This window comes from Pseudomonas sp. IPO3778 (assembly GCF_013386825.1).
GTDB lineage: Bacteria > Pseudomonadota > Gammaproteobacteria > Pseudomonadales > Pseudomonadaceae > Aquipseudomonas.
Window position 1 is genome coordinate 238,614 of sequence record NZ_JACARC010000037.1, and the last position, 16,553, is coordinate 255,166.

Genomic DNA, 16,553 nt, shown 5'->3' on the forward strand with positions numbered 1-16,553 from the left:
GGGATCCAATGCCTCTAAGTCCACTGCAAGCACGCATCGCGCGTGACATTGTTTCCCACGTTCGTCGTGAGCGTTTTGATATAGGGCACCATCTGGTCGAGTCTCAACTGGCCACAACGCTCAACGTTTCCCGCACGCCAGTCAAGTTTGCCTTGGGGCACCTGGTGGAAAAAGGCATGCTCACCTACGACCGCAACCGGGGCTTTTTCCTGGCGCGGTCAAGTGCAGAGCTCAGCGACCTCGCCTCGGAAGTGATGGAGAGCAGCGACGACCCGCTGTACCTCAAATTTGCGGAGTTACGCCTTAGCAGGCAGCTTCCCGAGTTGTTTACGGAAATTGAGTTCATGCGTCAGTTTGACGTTTCTCGGGCAGCGTTAAGGGCCGTTCTTTCACGTATTCAGCAGGAAGGCTGGATAGAGCAGCGGGCAGGCCAGGGGTGGCGACTGCTACCGATGATTGATTCGGTGGAGGCCTACGAAGAGAGCTACGCGTTCAGGGCGACCATCGAGCCTTCGGGCTTGCTGTCTCCCACGTTTCATATTGACCGCGACACGTTGAATGCCTGCCGTAAACAACAAGAGTTCATCGCCAACGGCGGGTACCTCACCATGACGCCCCAGGAACTGTTCGAGGCAAACTCCCTGTTCCACGAAACGCTGGCAACCTGTTCTGGCAATCGCTTTCTACAACAGACCGTGCGTCGCCTCGATCAGTTACGAAGGCTGGTGGAGTACCGTCAAGCGGGCAAGCGTGCCCCTCGCAAAGGTCAGGCAGAAGAACACCTGGCGATCCTCGACTGCCTCGAACGCGGGGACCGCCTGGCGGCCGCCGACCAGATGCGCAAGCATCTCGAGCAGGCCCGCCGCCAGAAAGTGGACCCTGCGCTGTTCGAATAACGCCCCCTCACCTTTTGCATTCATGCCAAGTGCGACCCCAGGGGTTGCGCTGGCTTTGCCATGCCCAATCGTCCTGCGCCTGCTACCCGGTTAGTCGTCGGCTTCATGATCGTTTCACGAAAGCACAATTGACTTATATCTTTATAAAGTGCATTTTTACTTAAAGCATAGCGTCGCCAATTGATGTGTCCGCCTGAACACGTTCGTTAGCCTGCACGACGACTACGCGCCCACCACAATCACAATAATGGTGAATACATGTCGTACCGTAGAGGCTGGATAGCCGTCTTTCTGTTTTCATTGGCGATGATCAATTACATGGATCGCATCGCTTTATCCATTGCCGCCAAGCCTATCGCAGAGGAATTTCACCTTACGTCAGTGGGGATGGGTTACTTGTTTTCGTCCTTCATCTGGAGCTATGCGCTGTTCCTGATACCGGTCGGCCTGCTGATCGACAAATACGGCGTCAAGCGTGTGGGCGGTATCGGCATTTTTATTTGGTCGCTGGCCACGGCCCTCACAGGCGCCGCCTCAAGCTTCGCAAGCCTTCTGACCGCCAGGCTGGTGATGGGCGCAGGCGAATCCGTCAGCAATCCGGTCGGAGCCAAAGTCATTCGCGAGTGGATACCGAGTACAGAACGCGGAACGATCACTGCCATTTTCAACAGCGGCTCCTATGCGGGCCCGGCCATCTGCTCCCTGATGCTGGCAGCGCTGGTCGCGGCGTTCGGTTGGCGCGTGTCATTCGGCATTGCCGGCGCGATCGGCTTCCTGTGGCTACTCGCGTGGTACTTCTTTTATGGGAAGCCGGAAAACGTATCCTGGCTCAGCGAACAGGAACGCAGTTTGATCGTTGACAGTCGTGCCACCGACGGTAGCCGCGATGCTCAAACCTACGGCCTCAAGCAACTGATCAAAACCCCAACCCTGTGGGGCCTGGCACTGGCCCAAGGGTGCAATGTTTACACCCAGTACCTGTTCCTGACCTGGCTGCCGAGTTATCTGCAAGATGCCCGGCATCTGACGATTGCCAAGAGCGGCCTGTTTACCGCCATCCCCTACGCCGTTGCGGGAGTGCTGTGCATCGTTCTGGGCAAGCTGAGTGACCATTATCTGAAAAAGGGAGGTGGCGCCGCGTCGGGTAAACGCCGAAACGTCATAGCGCTCTCGATGCTTGTCTCCAGTGGCATCGTGCTGATTCCCTTTGCGCAAGGCATCACCCAACTCGTGGTCATTTTCTCGCTCACACTGGCGGGTATTGCCTCGACAACCTCGCTCAACTTTACGCTGCTCAATGATCTGCTCCCAAGCTCCGGCGACGTAGGAAGGGCCATGGCATTCGTGGTTGTAGGGGGGAACATCTTTGGCATGCTCGCGCCTGTTGTGACGGGCTACCTGATCAGCGCTACAGGCAGTTACAACGGCGCGTTTGGTATTGCAGGCGGTTTGCTGATTACCGGAGCGGCAGCCATCCTTATGATGACCAGAAAGCCGATGATTTCACAAAAGCGCCTGACAAACCTGCGCACTTCGGCAGTTGCGCATTAATCTGGAATGAGAGGCAGCGCCCGCTTGTGCGCGGTCTTGAGGTAAGCGCTCTCGACAATCGCCCTCACCCGCTCACTCACCGCCCCGCCCATCAGGTAGTGGTCGATCTCGTCGTAGCTGCAGCCATACGCCAGCTCATCCGGCTTGCCCGGCGCCAGCTCTTCCAGATCCGCCGTCGGTGCTTTCACCACCAGGTGCCGGGGCCCGCCAAGGGCGCTGGCCAGCAGGCGCACCTGGGTCTTGGTCAGCCCTGACAGCGGCGCCAGGTCGCAGGCGCCGTCACCGAACTTGGTGAAAAACCCCATCAACGCCTCGGCGCCGTGGTCGGTGCCCACCACCAGGGCGTTGTGCAGGTTCGCCACGGCATACTGCGCCATCATCCGCGCCCGGGCCTTGACGTTGCCTTTGATAAAGTCGAGGCGCTCGGCGCTGGCCTGCCCCGCAGACAGGCTGCCCATCAGCCCGTCGACGCACGCCGCAATGTTCAGCGTCTCGATCTGGTCCGGTGCGATAACGTCCAGGGAAGCCTGGGCATCACGCTCGTCCGCCTGGGTTTTATAGGGCAAGCGCATGGCGATAAAACGGGCCTCGTAGTCCTCGCTGCGCAGTTGCTCCACCGCCAATTGGCACAAGCGCCCGGCGGTCAATGAGTCGACGCCGCCGCTGATGCCCAGCACCAGCGCGCGGCAGCCGGACTGGCGCAAGGTGAGCTTGATGAAGTCGATACGCCGTTGCAGCTCATCGGCCTCGCCGCCCTTGCCGAGCAGCCGGTTGATATTCAGTTCCCGGGCAATACGTGCCTGAGTCTCCATGTCACACCCCCACCTGTGGATTGATGTTGCCGACGCTGAACACCTGCGCCGCGTACTGCAGAAACGAGGCGTCTTCGCAGACGTTCTTGATCGGGTCATCGGAGAACTTCACCACCGGCTCGCCATGCACCCGCACCAGCTTCATGACGATGCTCAGCGGCTCCACGCCGTCCACATCGCAGGCCAGGCTGGTGCCCATGCCGAAGCCGAATTTGGCCTTGCCGCGCACGTGCCGCAGGATCGGCAGGCATTTTTCGAAGTTCAGGCCGTCGGAGAACATCAGGTCCTTGGTCATCGGGTCGATGCCCAGCGCCTTATAACGGGCCAGCACCTTGTCGGCCCACACGATCGGGTCGCCGGAATCCTGGCGCAGGCCGTCGTACAGCTTGGCGAAGTACAGGTCGAAATCCTTGAGGAAAAAGTCGGTGCTGATGCAGTCGGTCAGGGCGATGCCCAGCCGGCCACGGTATTCGCGCACCCAGTTTTCCAGCGCCGCGTTCTGGCTCTCCCGCAGGCGACCCAGTTGCTGGTGCACCATCAGCCATTGGTGGGCCATGGTGCCGATCAGCGGCAGGTCGAATTCGTAGGCCAGGTGCGCGTTGCTGGTGCCGATGAACTGGCCGGGGAAGTCGCGGCGCATGATGTCCACCACTTCACGCTGGGCCTTGAACGACAGCCGGCGCCGGGTGGAAAAGTCCGAAACGCGCAGGTCGGCCAGCTCGTCGCGGGTGAGGTTTTTCTCCAGCCAGTCGAACTTCTGGTAAAGCTTGCGGGTGACGTCTTCGAGGGTCACGTCAGGGTATTTATCGCGGTTGCGCAGCTCGCTGACCAGGGCCAATATCGGCTGCTCGAACATGATGCAGTGCAGCATCGGGCCCACCACGCGGATGTTCAGTTGGCCGTCGATTTCGCTGACGTGGATATAACGCAGGTTGAAGCGGAACAGGCCCAGGAAACGCTCGAAATCCGGGGTCAGGTATTCGCGCCGCGAGTTGAACAGAAAGCGCAGTTCGCCTTCGCGCATGTGGAGGCCGGCGAGTTTTTCCAGCTCTACCCGCAGTTCGGGAATCAGGTGCCCGAGTTTCTCTTTGGCGCGCACGATGAACTGGTATTCCACGTCCACGTTCGGGTGCTGGTGCAGCACGGCCTGCATCATGGTGAAGGTGTAGTAGTCGGTGTCCAGCAGGCCCTGGATTACACCGTTTTCATAGTCGTATGCACTTTCCATGAGTGACTCCTTTTAACGCGTGGCCATCGCGGCCAGTTCTTCCCGAGTGCGGGTTATCACAACGCCGATTTGCTGCAAGTGGTTGACCGCTTGCACACCGCCCTGCTCGCTGATGCCACGGCACGCCGGCAGGTGCAGGATCACCTCGAAGCCGGCCTTGAGCAGTTGCAAGGCGGTGGTCTTGACGCAGTAGTCCAGCGCCAGGCCGCCGACGATCACGCGCCGGATGCCCTGGGCATTGAGGTATTCGATGACGCCGGTGGAGAGTTTGTCGTGAAGGTCGTGGTAGCAGGCGCCGTAAGGGTGCAGGTCGGGCTCGACGCCCTTCCAGATGAAGTAGTCGTAGTCATAGGGCGTGGGCAGTTCGTCCAGCAGGGTAAAACCCTCGGTGCCCGGCACGCAGTGAGCCACCCAGGTGACGTCGGCATGCACCAGCCCGGTGGGTTGCAGCATATCGCTGTGGTGTTGCACCACCCAGGGTGCGTGCGGGGTGTGGGCGTCCTTGCTGCCCACGCGGCGCCCGGCGAGGCTGGCCATGTAATTGAGCTCGGCGCCAATCTCGTCACCGCCGGCTACCGGCAGCTCGTCGGGGCACAGCGGCGTGAAGCTCTTCTGGGCGTCGACGTCGAATGAGGCAATCGCGTTTTTAGAGAGGGTCATGTGGGTGTTCTCCGGTGGCCTGAACACAAAAGTACACGTCATGTACTTTCATGGCAAGAAACATTTAGTTATCTATGCTGGATCAAGTACACGACATCGCCGTTTGATCCGTTAGACTGTGCCCCACCACTGCCCACAGGACCCCACATGCCAGACCACGCCCCCACCCCCAGCGCTTACCTGCACACCGTGGACCTGTGCGTACTGTTCTATTGCCGTGCCTGCGGGGAGCTGAAGCTCTTGCTCAATCAGCGCGAAGCCGAGCCGTTCGCCGGGCACTGGGCGTTGCCCGGTGTGGTGGTGAATGGCGGTGTGCAAGATCTGCGCCTTGAGGATGCCGTGGAGCGGTTGCGGGCCAGTGACAAGGTCGGGTTGCCGCTGGCCTGGAGCGAGCAAGTGGGTACGGTGGGCGATGCATTTCGCGATCCGCGCTGCTGGTCGTCATCCACGTTTTATCTGGCGATCGTGGCCGATGAGGTGACCCTGGCCGGGCATCAGCAATGGTTCTCGCTGGAAGCCGTGGCGAGTGGCGGGGTCAAATTGCCGTTCGACCACAACGGGATTGTGGCGGCGGTACAGGAACGGCTGTTTTCCAAGTCGCTGTACAGCAGCTTGCCGTTGATGTTTTTGGGCAGTGAGTTCAGTGCACCGGAGGCGACTACGATCTTTTCCCTGGTGTTGGCGCGGCCGGTGCTGAAGACCAGTATTCGCCAGCGTTTGCTGAAGCTGACCGAGGCCGGTTATTTGCGGGAGACTGGGCGCAAGAAGCAGAGTGAAGGTGGGCGGCCGCAGGCGACGGTGCAGAACCTGAAGCCTGGGGCGGTGTACTTTTTTGATCGCAGCTTTGCGGAATAAGACCGAGCACCCTCTCCCTCACAACGAAGATCAAAAACTGTGGGAGTGGGCTTGTGTGGGAGCGGGCTTGCTCGCGAATGCGGTGTATCAGTCACTCATGTATTGGCTGACACACCGCCTTCGCGAGCAAGCCCGCTCCCACATTTGATCTGCGGTGGTTGAAGGAGATGCGTCTGGCTCAATTCATCCAGTTACCGCCATCCACGTTGTAGGTCTGGGCAACCACGTAGTCGGCCTCTTTTGAAGCGAGGAAAACCGCCATCCCGGTCAAATCCTCCGCCGTGCCCATCCGCCCAAACGGCACCTCGGCCCCCACGCGCTTTTTCTTCTCCCCCAGGGGCAGCCCTTCGTGTTTGGCGAACATCGCATCCACCCCGTCCCAATGCTCGCCATCCACTACACCCGGCGCGATGGCATTTACGTTGATCCCCTGCTTGATCAAGTTCAGCCCCGCCGATTGCGTGAGGCTGATCACCGCTGCCTTGGTCGCGCAGTACACCGCCACCAGCGGTTCACCCCGGCGCCCGGCCTGGCTGGCCATGTTGATGATCTTGCCGCCATGCCCCTGCTGGATCATCTGCCGTGCGGCGGCCTGCAAGGTGAACAGCGTACCGGCGACGTTGATCGAGAACAGCCGGTCAAAGCTGTCGCGGGTGATGTCGGTGATCGGCGCGAGGTCGAACAACGCGGCGTTGTTGATCAGGATGTCGAGCTTGCCGGCCTGCGCCACCACCGCCGCAATCGCCGCGTCGATGGACGCCTGGTCGGTGACGTCCATCGCCACCGCGTAGGCCTGGGGGCCCAGTTCTGTGGCGGTGACGCGGGCCCGCTCCAGGTTGATGTCGGCGATGGCGACGGTCGCGCCTTCGTTGATGTAGGCCTGGGCAAACGCCCGGCCAATGCCCCGGGCGCTGCCGGTGACCAGCGCGCTTTTACCTTCCAGTCGTTTCATGAATGCAGTGTCCCTAAGGTGATTATTTCGGGTAGCCGGCGCGTTTCATTTCGCGCATCGTGGTGGTCTGCGCCTCGGCCAGTGCCTGGTCGACGGTCATGCCGCCGGTGAGCGCTGCGGAAAACAGCTTGCCCACCGAGGTGCCAATGGCCTGGAACTCGGGGATCGTCACGTATTGGATGCCCACGTACGGCACAGGCTGGGCCGACGGGTGCGCCGGGTCGGCGTGCTGCATCATCTGCAAGGTCACCTTGGCGAACGGCGCCGCCGCCAGGTACGCCGCGTTGTAGGTGGACTGGCGCGTGCCCGGCGGCACGTTGGTGATGCCGTCCTTGTCCGCCACCAATTGGATGTAGTCCTTGGAGGTGGCCCAGGTGATAAAGGCTTTGGCGGCGTCCTTGTGTTTGGAGGTGGCCGGGATCGCCAGGGACCAGGCGTACAGCCACGACGAGCCCTTGTCGGTGACCTCGGTGGGGGCGGCGGCAAAGCCAACGCTGTCGGCGACCTTGCTTTGGGTTTTGTCGGTGGTGAACGAGCCGGCGACGCTGGCATCCACCCAGATCACGCATTTGCCGCTGTTGAACAGCGCCAGGGTTTCGTTGAAGCCGTTGCTGGAGACGCCCGGCGGGCCGTAGTTTTTCAGGGTATTGACGTAGAAGTTCGCCGCCGCCGTCCATTGCGCACTGGTCAATTCCGGCTTCCACTGCTCGTCAAACCAGCGGGCGCCAAAGGCGTTGGCCATGGTGCTCAGCAATGCGGTGTTTTCGCCCCAGCCTGCCTTGCCCCGCAGGCACATGCCGTATTGGTCCTTGGCGGGTTGGTTGAGCTTGGCGGCGAACTCGCCCAGTTGGGTCCAGGTCGGGTGCTCGGGCATGGTCAGGCCGGCCTGTTTGAACAGGTCGGTGCGGTAATAGGTGACGGTGCTTTCGCCATAGAACGGCAAGGCGTAGAGAGTATTGTTCACCGACAGGCCCTGGCGCACGGCGGGGAAGATGTCGTCCACGTCGTAATCGGCGGGCAGTGGCGTGATCGGCTCCAGCCAGTGCTTGGCGCCCCACAGCGGGGTTTCATAGGTGCCGATGGTCAGCACGTCGAACTGGCCGCCCTGGGTGGCGATGTCGGTAGTGAGGCGTTGGCGCAGGACGTTTTCTTCGAGCACCACCCAATTGAGTTTCACCTCGGGGTGTTGCTGCTCGAACACCTTGGACAGACGTTGCATGCGGATCATGTCGCTGTTGTTGACCGTGGCGATGGTCACGGTTTCGGCCGCGTGGGCGGCAATTGCCAGCGTGAGGCCGGAGAGCAGGAACAGCGCTTTCGAAATCTTGAACATGGCGGTTTCCACTTATTGTTTTTGTTGTTGACGGGCCGATTACAGCAGCTTGCCCAGGGCCGGACAAACGAATGGCGGATGCCTGGCTGATACTTTTTTAACCGCGCGGCCCGGATCAAAAAAGTATCAGTGGCGGGCAAAACCCGGGGTAGCGGCGGCCTGGGCAAAGGGCGTATTTTGGCTTTATTCCAAAAAGCCCAGAAGGGCCACGCCCATGCCCGCAAGCCGCTGCGCCCTGTTCGAGCAACGCCCCGCCGAGCTGGAAGTGATTCTGGCCGAGCCCGAGCATGGCTTTCGCTGGTACGAACATGACTATCCGTTCGAACTCGCCCGCTGGAACCACCACCCTGAATTCGAGATCCACCTGATCCGCCAGGGCAGCGGCAAACTCGTGGCCGGTGACTATATCGGTGCGTTTGGTGCCGGCCACGTCGCGCTGATCGGCCCCGACCTGCCCCACGACTGGATCGGCGACCTCGCGCCCGGCGAATACCTGACCGGCCGCGATGTGGTGCTGCAGTTCGACGGTGCCGCGCTGCTGGCCCTGCGCACCACCCTGCCGGAGCTGGGCGACCTGCAACCGCTGTTTGACCGGGCCCGCCGCGGCCTGGAATTCACCGGCGAGACCGCACGGAAGGCCGCGCAACTGCTGGAATCCATCGGCCCGGCCCAAGGGCTGGCGCGGCTGATTCTGTTTATTCAGTTGCTGCACACCTTGGTGCAGGCGCCCGCCGAGCAAGCCCACTGCCTGGCCAGTGCCTGCTACACGCCAAGCCTGGATGCCCGCAGCTCGGAGCGCATTCACAAAGCCTTCGATTACTTGATGACGGAATTGACCGGCGACCTGCGCCTGTCCGTCATTGCCAAGCGCCTGGACATGAGCGAACCGGGCTTCTCGCGGTTCTTCAAACGTATCACCGGCCACGGTTTTATCGACCTGATGCGCAAGTTCCGCGTGCAGCGCGCCTGCCGTCTGTTGCTGCAGACCGAGCGGTCGGTGGCCGATATCTGCTTTGAAGTGGGCTACGCCAACCTCTCCAACTTCAACCGGCACTTTCGCATCGAGATGAACCAGACCCCCAGCGAGTACCGGCGGGAAACGGCGACGTTTTTATTTAACCGCGACGGTGCTCAGGCATTGCCCTTTACCAAGGCCAATTTCTGACCAAAAGGCCGACTAAATCCCACTTTTCTCAATTCCTTCATGCAATTGACACAAATTGGTACAACCTGTGCAAACGTTTGCGGAACGAACTTGGCAGCCAAGTTCACCTCAACCCGAAGAATCGGGCCCAAACCGCGTACGAACAGGGACTTTCAATGCAACCCATCTCCAGACGCACCGCGTCGGCTACCCCTTTTGCTGTTTCCCTGCTACTGGCTGCCGTTACGGGAGTACTCAGCGCACCCATTTTGGCGCAGGAAAAACCCGCCGATGACTCAGCACAGGGCGAAACCCTGGCCCCGGAAGCCAGCCCCTCGAAAAAAGGCGTGTACCTGTCGGACTGGTTCAACCAGGACCTGACAGTGATCGGCAGCAAAGACATCAGTTTCGGCCCCAAACCCGCCGATGACGTTTACCTGGAGTACGAATACTTCGGCCGCAAGGGCCCGTTCGAACTGTATGGCTACGTCGATATCCCGAAGATCTTCGGCATCGGCAACAGCAATGACAAAGGCGCCTGGGACCACGGCTCCCCGGTATTCATGGAACACGAGCCACGTATCTCCATCGACTACCTGGCCGGTCGCAGCTTGGCCATCGGCCCGTTCAAGGAATGGTATGTGGCGTTTGACTGGATCTACGACCACGGCAGCAACAAGGCCAACCGCGCCAACACCTTGTACAGCGGCCTGGGCACCGACATCGAGACCCACTCGCGGGTCAACCTGTCGGCCAACTTCTATGGCCGCTACCAGTGGGAAAACTACGGCGCCAGCAACGAGTACTCGTGGGACGGCTACCGTGCGCAGATGAAATACATTGTGCCCATCGGCAGCTTCGACAACGGTGCGTCACTGACCTATATCGGCTTCACCAACTACGATTTCGGCTCGGACCTGCACAAAGACAACCCCGCACGCACCGCCAACTCCCTGGTTGCAACAAACGTGTTGTTGTATTCGTTCACTCACCTGCGTTTCACCCTGGTCGGTCGTTACTTCCACAACGGCGGCAACTGGGAAGACGGCAGCGAGCTGAACTTTGGTGACGGCGATTTCCGCGCCCGCTCCAACGGCTGGGGTTACTACGCCGGTGTGGGCTATCAATTCTGAGTGTGAACAAGGAGCAGTAGATGAAGACCTTTACCCGCCTTTCGATCGCCATCGGCCTGGCCGCCGGTGCCCTGTTGCCACAGCTCGTGCTGGCTGATGCACCGGCCCCGATCAAGCCCAAGGTGATGCTGATCACCATGTTCGCCCCCGAAGCGCAGAACTGGATCGACCGCCTGGAACTCAAGCAGGAAGTGCGCGTGCCGGGCTTGTCAGCCGAGTACCCGGTGATCCGCTGCAACACCCAGGACGTGTGCCTGCTGGTGACCGGCATGGGCCAGACCAACGCGGCCGCCTCGACCCTGGCGCTGGCCTTGTCGCCCAAGTTCGACCTGCGCCAGAGCTACTTCCTGATCGCCGGGATTGCCGGGATCAACCCGCACCACGGCACCATCGGCACCGCCGCGTGGGCCCACTACCTGGTGGAGTTCGGCACCCAGTGGGAACTGGACTCACGGGACGCTCCGAAGGATTGGCCGACCGGCTACATCGGCATCAACACCAAGGGGCCAAACGAGAAGCCGCCGCTGGACTACAAGACCGAAGTGTTTGAGCTCAATCCCAAGCTGCAGGCCAAGGCGTTTGCGCTGTCGCAGAACGTCGCGCTGAGTGAGAGCAAGGAGTCCACGGCCTGGCGCAAACATTATCCGTACGCGCCCGCCAACCAGCCGCCCCAAGTGACCCAGTGCGACACCCTGGCGGGCAATACCTGGTTCTCCGGGACGCGCCTGAGTGAGCGCGCCGAAGTCTGGACCAAGTTGCTGACGGACAATAAAGGCGTGTACTGCACCACCCAACAGGAAGACAACTCCACCTATGAGGCGTTGCTGCGGGCCAGCCGTGAAGGCTTGGTGGATATCAAGCGTCTGGCGGTGGTGCGGGCCGGTTCCGACTTTGATCGGCCATACCCGGGTTACAGCGAAGTGGACAACCTGTTGAAGTACGCGGACCAGGGCGGTTTTGTACCAGCCCTGGAGAACCTGTACCGCACCGGTAACCCGCTGGTGCAGGCGATCCTGAAGAACTGGTCGGCGTGGGAGAAAGGTGTTCCGCAAGCGTAAAGACTGCGCAGCACGTCTGTAGGAGCAAGCTTGCTCGCGAGGGTGGTTAACGATAACGCGGGGCATCTGGTACCCCGTGTCGTCCTCAGGTTTCTCGCGAGCAAGCTCGCTGCTACAGGGTATTGATCAGGGCAGGAAAATAATCTTGTCCGCACTGCCCTGGTTCACTTCCTCAAAACACTTCACACCCTCGGCCAGCGCCACTTCCCGCAAACCGGTGGGCAACGGCAACACGCCTTCATCGAAGAACCGCCCGAACTGCTCCAGCATCACCGCACACTGCTCGCAGTTGTAGAGCAACGAGTTGATCCCCACCACCGAACCACCCTTGCGGTACAACGCCAGGGCCGGCAGTTGCACGTGCCCGTCCACCGGCGCGGCAATGATCGCGATGCGGCCAAAAGGCGCCAACGCCCCCACGGCGGCCGGCAACCAGAAGCCGGTGGTGTCGAAGATCACATCGGCGCCACCGCCGAACAAGGCATTGACCTGCCCTCCCAGGCTTTCTGGCTTGTCCAGTAGCAGCCCCTCGAACCCCTGCTCGCGCAACGCCTCGACTTGTTCCGGCCGACGCACCGCTCCCAGCACCAGGGCTCCACGGATTTTCGCCAGGGCCAAGGCTGCACTGCCTACCGCCCCATTGGCGCCAATCACCAACAATCGCGTGCCTTTGCCGACACCGCTGCGCTCAAGCGCATCCCACGCCGTGGTGTACGGCACGCCGAGGCTGGCCGCCTGGGCAAAGCTCAAATGGCTGGGTTTGTGCGCCACGCCTTTGGCCGACACCGTGAGGTACTGGGCGTGGGAGCCGTCGGCGAAAAAGCCCAGGTCGCGGCCGGTGCCCCACACTTCCTTTCCTACCAGGTCCTGCGGCCCTTCCACCACGACCCCGGCAAAATCACGGCCGGGAATACGTGGCAACGTGGTGTAGGGAAACCGCCCGAGTACGTTCTTCACGTCACTGGGGTTCAGCCCGGCGGCCTTGATCTGCACCAGGACTTCGCCCACGGCCGGAACGGGGGTGGCGACGTCGACGTAAGCGAGGGCAGCGAGGTCGCCGGTGGCGGAAAATTGCAGTGCTTTCATGGCCAATATCCATCGAGGTTAAAAGGGGTTTCAGGACAACCAACCGCTGATCAACTGCCGGCCCATGGGCCAGAGCTTTTCGCCCATCAGCATGCCCATCAGTCCCACCAGGGCGATGGCGGGCGGCGCGGGCGAACGGAAGTCCAGCGCGCCATAAATCACGCCGACCAGCAGGCCGATGGCCAAGGAAATCAGGTAATTCATGGCGCGCTCCGCAGCAAGGGTTGATGCGGTCAGTGTAGGGGGCGAAAATCCGAAGCATCGGCCAAGTGCTTCAGGATTTCGGCCAAGCCTCAGGGGAGGTAGTGCGAGGGTGCCATGCCCAGTTCGCGACGAAACATGTCGCTGAAACTGCTGGGGGAATAGCCCAGGGAACGGGCAATAGCACTGACCGACTGGCCCTGGATCAACTCGGCCACGGCGGTGGCCAACTGCACCTGGCGGCGCCACTCGGCAAAGCCCATGCCCAGGCTGTTCTGAAACAGCCGGGCCAGGGTGCGCACGCTGGCGCCGGAGGCTTCGGCGTGCTGTTCAAAGGGAATGTCCAGGGAGGGTGATGCCATGACCGCCTGACAGGCATTCATCAAGCGCCGGTCGGCGCCCACCGGCAAGGCGATGCGGATCGGCGAGCGTCGGGCCCGTTGCAGTTCAAGCAGGGCCAGGCCGACCACGGCCTCGTAGTAGGCCTGATCACCACTGTCGCCCTGCTCCACCAGCGCCACGATCAACTCGCGCAGCAGGCCACCAACTTCGATCACCTGCACCTGGCTGTCCAGGGTTGCCGCCAGCGCTGGGCGCAGGTAGATGTTGCGCATCTGCAAGTCCGACACCACGCGAATCCCGTGCTCGACACCCGGTGGCAGCCACACCGCGCGCTGGGGCGGCACCACCAGCGCTTCCTGGGGCGTCTCGACCCACATCACGCCGCTCATGGCATAGAGCAACTGCCCCCAGTCGTGCTGATGGGGCTCAACGTACAACCCGCGCGGGTACGTGCGTGCCAGGGGTTGCACGGGGACAGCGTGATCACTGAGGTCGGGCGGCGCAGCAAGGGCCATGGACGGCACATCATTCAAGAGTGGAACGCCATGGTAAGACCTGCGGCCGATAATCCGAATGAATTTTTACCGCTGCAAGGAGGTCACTTAAAGACAACGGGAGGGTTAACGGATCCATGACTAACGCAAAACTTTTCGTGATTGACTACACGCTGCATGGCCAGCCCAAGTCGTTCATCATCCGCCTGGAAAAACTCGACAACGCCGAAGCCTGGCATTGGGCAAGCTGCGACGCCGGCGTAGGCCGCATCGGGCGCTTTGCCCGGGAGCAGGTGAAGAAAACCAGCCAGCCCCAGGCCGAGAAATTCGGTATCGAAAACGTGCAATGGCGCCGCTCGGATGCGCGCCCCAGCGCGTGAAACCGTAGGAGCGAGCTTGCTCGCGAAGGTCGTTAACGATGACGCGGGGCACCTGGTGCCCCGCGTCGCTCTCGGGTTTTTCGCGAGCAAGCTCGCTCCTACAGGAGGCAGCCTGCGTTAGCCATGCGCCGACTTGGCACACTCGCAACCGGTCGCCGAAGCACAAGGCTCACCATGGGCATGATGGTCGGCGCAGCCTTGGCAGCAGTAGCCCTTGCCATCCTTCATCACTGCGTCTTTTCCCAGCTGGCACTTGCAGTGAGGGCAATTGCACGTTTTGTCTTGCATGGTCAGACTCCTTTTTCGTGGTCGTCCAGGTGGGGCGAACGCCGGCACCTCAAGCAATGACTATAGGCAAGGATTCAAGGTTCAAAGGGCCGTCAGTCAGCCCGACGAGCGTTGCTGCGGTACATGAACACCAGGGCCAGCGCCAGGCAGAGCATCGCCACGATCCGGCTGCCGGACAACTCGATGGCCGGGTTGCCGAGCCAACCGAAGTTGTCAATCAGCATGCCCATGCCCAACTGGCCGACAATCACCGCTACCGTCGCCACCGCCGTGCCGACAATGGGGACCGCGCCGACCATCACCATCATGTACACCACCCCGAACAACGCCCCGGTCAGTTGCCACTTCGGCACCTCCAGCAGGCTGACGGCGTGGGCAGGCTCGAAGAACAGAATCAGCAACCCGGTACTGATCGCCCCCACCACAAACGTCAGCAAGCTGCTGCGCAAGACGCCCACCGTCTGGCCGAGGCGACCGTTAATGGCGGCCTGCACACTCAACACCGCACCGGCGGCCACGACCAACACCAACAACAGAATCAGATTCATCGCCTCAACCCCGCGCAATCAGAACAAGTGCCACCACGATCAACGCCAATGCGATCCAGCGCTCCACATTGACCCGCTTGCGAGCGGTGCCAAACCAGCCAAAGTGGTCAATCAGCACGCTCTTGCCCACCTGGCCCGACAGGATCGCGATCATGGTCATCGCAATGCCGATATGCGGTGTAGCCAGGGTCAGTACCACCACGTACATCGGCCCCAGAAAACCGCCGATCAGTTGCCAGCGCGGCAGATCGGTCAACGCCGGGCCCGTTTGCGGGCCGCTGAACAGCAGCAGCAAAAACAGGATCGCCGAGCCGACGCCGAAGATGCTCAGGGTCGCCCACAGGTGGCCAACCTGCACGCCCAGCGGGCCCAGCAACCCGGCCTCTACCGACAAGCCCATGCCGCCGAGAATCACCAGCGGCAGCAGCAGCAACCGAAGAAACGTCTTGGGCCTGGCCTGAGCCACGCCCTCCATTGAAGAAGCCTGCATACATCACCTGCGCGTTAGAGAGGAACAATGGCGCGCATTATCCGGTGGCGCTGCTGTGCGATAAATGGGAGCATGCCGACAACACCTTTGCGCAAAACGCACAGCATGGAGTGATGATGCAGGGCTTGAACGAACTGAGCTTTAAGGCGCTTCGCCTGTTTGTCGCGGTACTGGACTACGGCAGTTTCTCCGAAGTCGCACGCCGCGAAGGCCTGGCGCCCTCCTCCATTTCCCGGCAAATCCAGCTGATGGAACAGGCCTTGGGCCAACAGCTGTTGTACCGCCACACCCGCGCGGTCAGCCCTACCGAAGCCGGTCGCCTGTTGGGCCGTCATGCGCGGTTGATGCTGGAGCAACTGGAAGCCGCCGGCCAGGCGCTGCAGGAACAGGACAGCGAACCCAGCGGGCTGGTGCGCATCAATGCGCCGATGGTGTTTGGCCAGCGCCACCTGTCGCCATGGCTCGGGGAGTTGTGCCGGCGTTACCCGAAGCTGCAACTGGATATCCAGCAAACCGACACCTACGTCGACCCGTTGCAAGACGGTACAGACCTGCTGTTTCGCATTGGCGTGCTGAACGATTCCGGCATGCAGGCACGAATCTTCGCACCCCAGCGTTTCCGCCTCGCGGCCAGCCCCGGCTATCTGGAGCGTTTCGGTACGCCTCAACATCCCGAAGAACTGGCCAATCACCAATGCCTGGCCTACAAGGGCGTGACCGGTCAGCAGCGCTGGTTCTTCCGCCGCGACCAGGGCGACTGGACGTCCTACAGCGTCAAAGGCCCGATCACCGGCAACCACGCCGACACCCTGACCCACGCCGCCGAACAAGGCCTGGGGCTGGTGGTGTTTCCATCGTGGCTGATCGGTGAAGGCCTGCGCGCCGGCACGCTGCGGGCAGTACTGACCGACTATGAAGTGGCGACGACCCTGGAGCCGCAAAAAATTGCGGCGCTGTGGCCGGGCAGTCGGCGGTTATCGTTGAAGGTGCGGACGGTGATCGACTATTTCGTCGAGTGTTTTGGGGCCGTGCCGTACTGGGATCGTTGAGCCGTCAGGAAAAATCCCCCCTCCCGTAAGGCCTGTCTGTTTTTACGAAACAC

19 protein-coding genes are annotated in these 16,553 nt (G+C 61.3%); 8 read left to right on the plus strand and 11 right to left on the minus strand.

The window, feature by feature from the left end; all coding sequences use genetic code 11:
* Positions 1 to 8 precede the first annotated feature (8 nt).
* Together HX855_RS19395 and HX855_RS19400 are read left to right on the plus strand one after the other, a co-directional pair.
* The gene (locus HX855_RS19395) at positions 9 to 896 is read left to right on the plus strand and encodes a GntR family transcriptional regulator (protein ID WP_177088328.1); all 888 of its coding nucleotides are present in this window, start codon (positions 9 to 11) and stop codon (positions 894 to 896) included.
* Between the two features lie 258 nt (positions 897 to 1,154).
* Entirely contained in the window at positions 1,155 to 2,447 is a 1,293-nt protein-coding gene (locus HX855_RS19400; protein WP_177088330.1) for an MFS transporter, read from the plus strand.
* Here HX855_RS19400 and nadE read toward each other — a convergent pair.
* The 3 genes from nadE to HX855_RS19415 are packed head-to-tail and all read right to left on the minus strand — an operon-like array spanning position 2,444 to position 5,147.
* Entirely contained in the window at positions 2,444 to 3,259 is an 816-nt protein-coding gene (gene nadE, locus HX855_RS19405; protein ID WP_177088339.1) for an ammonia-dependent NAD(+) synthetase, read from the minus strand. The genes HX855_RS19400 and nadE overlap by 4 nt on opposite strands.
* A 1-nt stretch (position 3,260) precedes the next feature.
* The gene (gene pncB / locus HX855_RS19410) at positions 3,261 to 4,487 is read right to left on the minus strand and encodes a nicotinate phosphoribosyltransferase (protein WP_177088341.1); all 1,227 of its coding nucleotides are present in this window, start codon (positions 4,485 to 4,487) and stop codon (positions 3,261 to 3,263) included.
* A gap of 12 nt (positions 4,488 to 4,499) precedes the next feature.
* A complete protein-coding gene (locus HX855_RS19415; RefSeq protein WP_177088342.1) occupies positions 4,500 to 5,147 on the minus strand; it encodes a nicotinamidase in 648 nt (215 codons plus the stop codon).
* 147 nt (positions 5,148 to 5,294) lie between these two features.
* Here HX855_RS19415 and HX855_RS19420 point away from each other — a divergent pair, with 147 nt between their 5' ends.
* On the plus strand, positions 5,295 to 6,002 hold the full coding sequence (locus HX855_RS19420; RefSeq protein WP_177088344.1) for an NUDIX hydrolase: 708 nt from the start codon (positions 5,295 to 5,297) through the stop codon (positions 6,000 to 6,002).
* Positions 6,003 to 6,180: 178 nt separating this feature from the next.
* On the opposite strand, the gene HX855_RS19425 is transcribed toward HX855_RS19420, so the two are convergent.
* Both HX855_RS19425 and HX855_RS19430 read right to left on the minus strand, forming a co-directional pair.
* On the minus strand, positions 6,181 to 6,954 hold the full coding sequence (locus HX855_RS19425; protein ID WP_177088347.1) for an L-iditol 2-dehydrogenase: 774 nt from the start codon (positions 6,952 to 6,954) through the stop codon (positions 6,181 to 6,183).
* Positions 6,955 to 6,976: 22 nt separating this feature from the next.
* Entirely contained in the window at positions 6,977 to 8,287 is a 1,311-nt protein-coding gene (locus HX855_RS19430; RefSeq protein ID WP_177088349.1) for a sugar ABC transporter substrate-binding protein, read from the minus strand.
* A 214-nt stretch (positions 8,288 to 8,501) separates the two neighbouring features.
* Here HX855_RS19430 and HX855_RS19435 point away from each other — a divergent pair, with 214 nt between their 5' ends.
* The 3 genes from HX855_RS19435 to HX855_RS19445 all read left to right on the plus strand — a co-directional run bounded on the left by HX855_RS19435 (position 8,502) and on the right by HX855_RS19445 (position 11,622).
* Positions 8,502 to 9,452: an AraC family transcriptional regulator gene (locus HX855_RS19435; RefSeq protein WP_177088351.1), complete on the plus strand. Its 951-nt coding sequence runs from the start codon at positions 8,502 to 8,504 to the stop codon at positions 9,450 to 9,452.
* 155 nt (positions 9,453 to 9,607) lie between these two features.
* Positions 9,608 to 10,564: a nucleoside-specific channel-forming protein Tsx gene (locus tag HX855_RS19440; RefSeq protein ID WP_177088353.1), complete on the plus strand. Its 957-nt coding sequence runs from the start codon at positions 9,608 to 9,610 to the stop codon at positions 10,562 to 10,564.
* A 20-nt stretch (positions 10,565 to 10,584) separates the two neighbouring features.
* Complete coding sequence (locus tag HX855_RS19445; protein WP_177088355.1) at positions 10,585 to 11,622, plus strand: purine nucleoside permease; 1,038 nt, start codon at positions 10,585 to 10,587, stop codon at positions 11,620 to 11,622.
* A gap of 126 nt (positions 11,623 to 11,748) precedes the next feature.
* Here the strand turns inward: HX855_RS19445 and HX855_RS19450 are convergent, their stop codons facing one another.
* The 3 genes from HX855_RS19450 to HX855_RS19460 form a co-directional block, all read right to left on the minus strand.
* Positions 11,749 to 12,708 carry a zinc-binding alcohol dehydrogenase family protein gene (locus HX855_RS19450; protein ID WP_177088357.1) on the minus strand — a complete coding sequence of 320 codons (960 nt, stop codon included), beginning with the start codon at positions 12,706 to 12,708 and terminating at the stop codon, positions 11,749 to 11,751.
* Between the two features lie 30 nt (positions 12,709 to 12,738).
* Positions 12,739 to 12,912: a DUF1427 family protein gene (locus HX855_RS19455; RefSeq protein ID WP_177088359.1), complete on the minus strand. Its 174-nt coding sequence runs from the start codon at positions 12,910 to 12,912 to the stop codon at positions 12,739 to 12,741.
* A gap of 89 nt (positions 12,913 to 13,001) precedes the next feature.
* Positions 13,002 to 13,766: a helix-turn-helix domain-containing protein gene (locus tag HX855_RS19460; RefSeq protein ID WP_177088361.1), complete on the minus strand. Its 765-nt coding sequence runs from the start codon at positions 13,764 to 13,766 to the stop codon at positions 13,002 to 13,004.
* A 116-nt stretch (positions 13,767 to 13,882) separates the two neighbouring features.
* Between HX855_RS19460 and HX855_RS19465 the strand changes: the two genes are divergently transcribed.
* On the plus strand, positions 13,883 to 14,125 hold the full coding sequence (locus HX855_RS19465; protein WP_003208104.1) for a DUF6555 family protein: 243 nt from the start codon (positions 13,883 to 13,885) through the stop codon (positions 14,123 to 14,125).
* A gap of 117 nt (positions 14,126 to 14,242) precedes the next feature.
* Here HX855_RS19465 and HX855_RS19470 read toward each other — a convergent pair whose 3' ends face one another.
* From HX855_RS19470 to HX855_RS19480, 3 genes are all read right to left on the minus strand, one after another.
* Positions 14,243 to 14,413 carry a metallothionein gene (locus HX855_RS19470; RefSeq protein WP_177088363.1) on the minus strand — a complete coding sequence of 57 codons (171 nt, stop codon included), beginning with the start codon at positions 14,411 to 14,413 and terminating at the stop codon, positions 14,243 to 14,245.
* A 92-nt stretch (positions 14,414 to 14,505) separates the two neighbouring features.
* Complete coding sequence (locus HX855_RS19475) at positions 14,506 to 14,961, minus strand: DMT family transporter (RefSeq protein ID WP_177088365.1); 456 nt, start codon at positions 14,959 to 14,961, stop codon at positions 14,506 to 14,508.
* 4 nt (positions 14,962 to 14,965) lie between these two features.
* Complete coding sequence (locus tag HX855_RS19480; RefSeq protein ID WP_177088368.1) at positions 14,966 to 15,451, minus strand: DMT family transporter; 486 nt, start codon at positions 15,449 to 15,451, stop codon at positions 14,966 to 14,968.
* Between the two features lie 116 nt (positions 15,452 to 15,567).
* Between HX855_RS19480 and HX855_RS19485 the strand changes: the two genes are divergently transcribed.
* Entirely contained in the window at positions 15,568 to 16,500 is a 933-nt protein-coding gene (locus tag HX855_RS19485; protein ID WP_177088370.1) for a LysR family transcriptional regulator, read from the plus strand.
* Positions 16,501 to 16,553: the final 53 nt, after the last annotated feature.

Bases quoted from the DNA above. Each gene is read 5' to 3' on its own strand.
- nadE (WP_177088339.1), bottom strand. From the start codon at position 3,259: ATGGAGACTCAGGCACGTATTGCCCGGGAACTGAATATCAACCGGCTG.
- HX855_RS19450 (WP_177088357.1), bottom strand. From the start codon at position 12,708: ATGAAAGCACTGCAATTTTCCGCCACCGGCGACCTCGCTGCCCTCGCT.
- HX855_RS19400 (WP_177088330.1), top strand. From the start codon at position 1,155: ATGTCGTACCGTAGAGGCTGGATAGCCGTCTTTCTGTTTTCATTGGCG.
- HX855_RS19465 (WP_003208104.1), top strand. From the start codon at position 13,883: ATGACTAACGCAAAACTTTTCGTGATTGACTACACGCTGCATGGCCAG.
- HX855_RS19430 (WP_177088349.1), bottom strand. From the start codon at position 8,287: ATGTTCAAGATTTCGAAAGCGCTGTTCCTGCTCTCCGGCCTCACGCTG.
- HX855_RS19440 (WP_177088353.1), top strand. From the start codon at position 9,608: ATGCAACCCATCTCCAGACGCACCGCGTCGGCTACCCCTTTTGCTGTT.
- HX855_RS19395 (WP_177088328.1), top strand. From the start codon at position 9: ATGCCTCTAAGTCCACTGCAAGCACGCATCGCGCGTGACATTGTTTCC.
- HX855_RS19475 (WP_177088365.1), bottom strand. From the start codon at position 14,961: ATGAATCTGATTCTGTTGTTGGTGTTGGTCGTGGCCGCCGGTGCGGTG.
- HX855_RS19480 (WP_177088368.1), bottom strand. From the start codon at position 15,451: ATGCAGGCTTCTTCAATGGAGGGCGTGGCTCAGGCCAGGCCCAAGACG.
- HX855_RS19455 (WP_177088359.1), bottom strand. From the start codon at position 12,912: ATGAATTACCTGATTTCCTTGGCCATCGGCCTGCTGGTCGGCGTGATT.
- HX855_RS19425 (WP_177088347.1), bottom strand. From the start codon at position 6,954: ATGAAACGACTGGAAGGTAAAAGCGCGCTGGTCACCGGCAGCGCCCGG.
- HX855_RS19435 (WP_177088351.1), top strand. From the start codon at position 8,502: ATGCCCGCAAGCCGCTGCGCCCTGTTCGAGCAACGCCCCGCCGAGCTG.
- HX855_RS19470 (WP_177088363.1), bottom strand. From the start codon at position 14,413: ATGCAAGACAAAACGTGCAATTGCCCTCACTGCAAGTGCCAGCTGGGA.
- HX855_RS19415 (WP_177088342.1), bottom strand. From the start codon at position 5,147: ATGACCCTCTCTAAAAACGCGATTGCCTCATTCGACGTCGACGCCCAG.
- HX855_RS19460 (WP_177088361.1), bottom strand. From the start codon at position 13,766: ATGGCCCTTGCTGCGCCGCCCGACCTCAGTGATCACGCTGTCCCCGTG.
- HX855_RS19445 (WP_177088355.1), top strand. From the start codon at position 10,585: ATGAAGACCTTTACCCGCCTTTCGATCGCCATCGGCCTGGCCGCCGGT.
- pncB (WP_177088341.1), bottom strand. From the start codon at position 4,487: ATGGAAAGTGCATACGACTATGAAAACGGTGTAATCCAGGGCCTGCTG.
- HX855_RS19485 (WP_177088370.1), top strand. From the start codon at position 15,568: ATGCAGGGCTTGAACGAACTGAGCTTTAAGGCGCTTCGCCTGTTTGTC.
- HX855_RS19420 (WP_177088344.1), top strand. From the start codon at position 5,295: ATGCCAGACCACGCCCCCACCCCCAGCGCTTACCTGCACACCGTGGAC.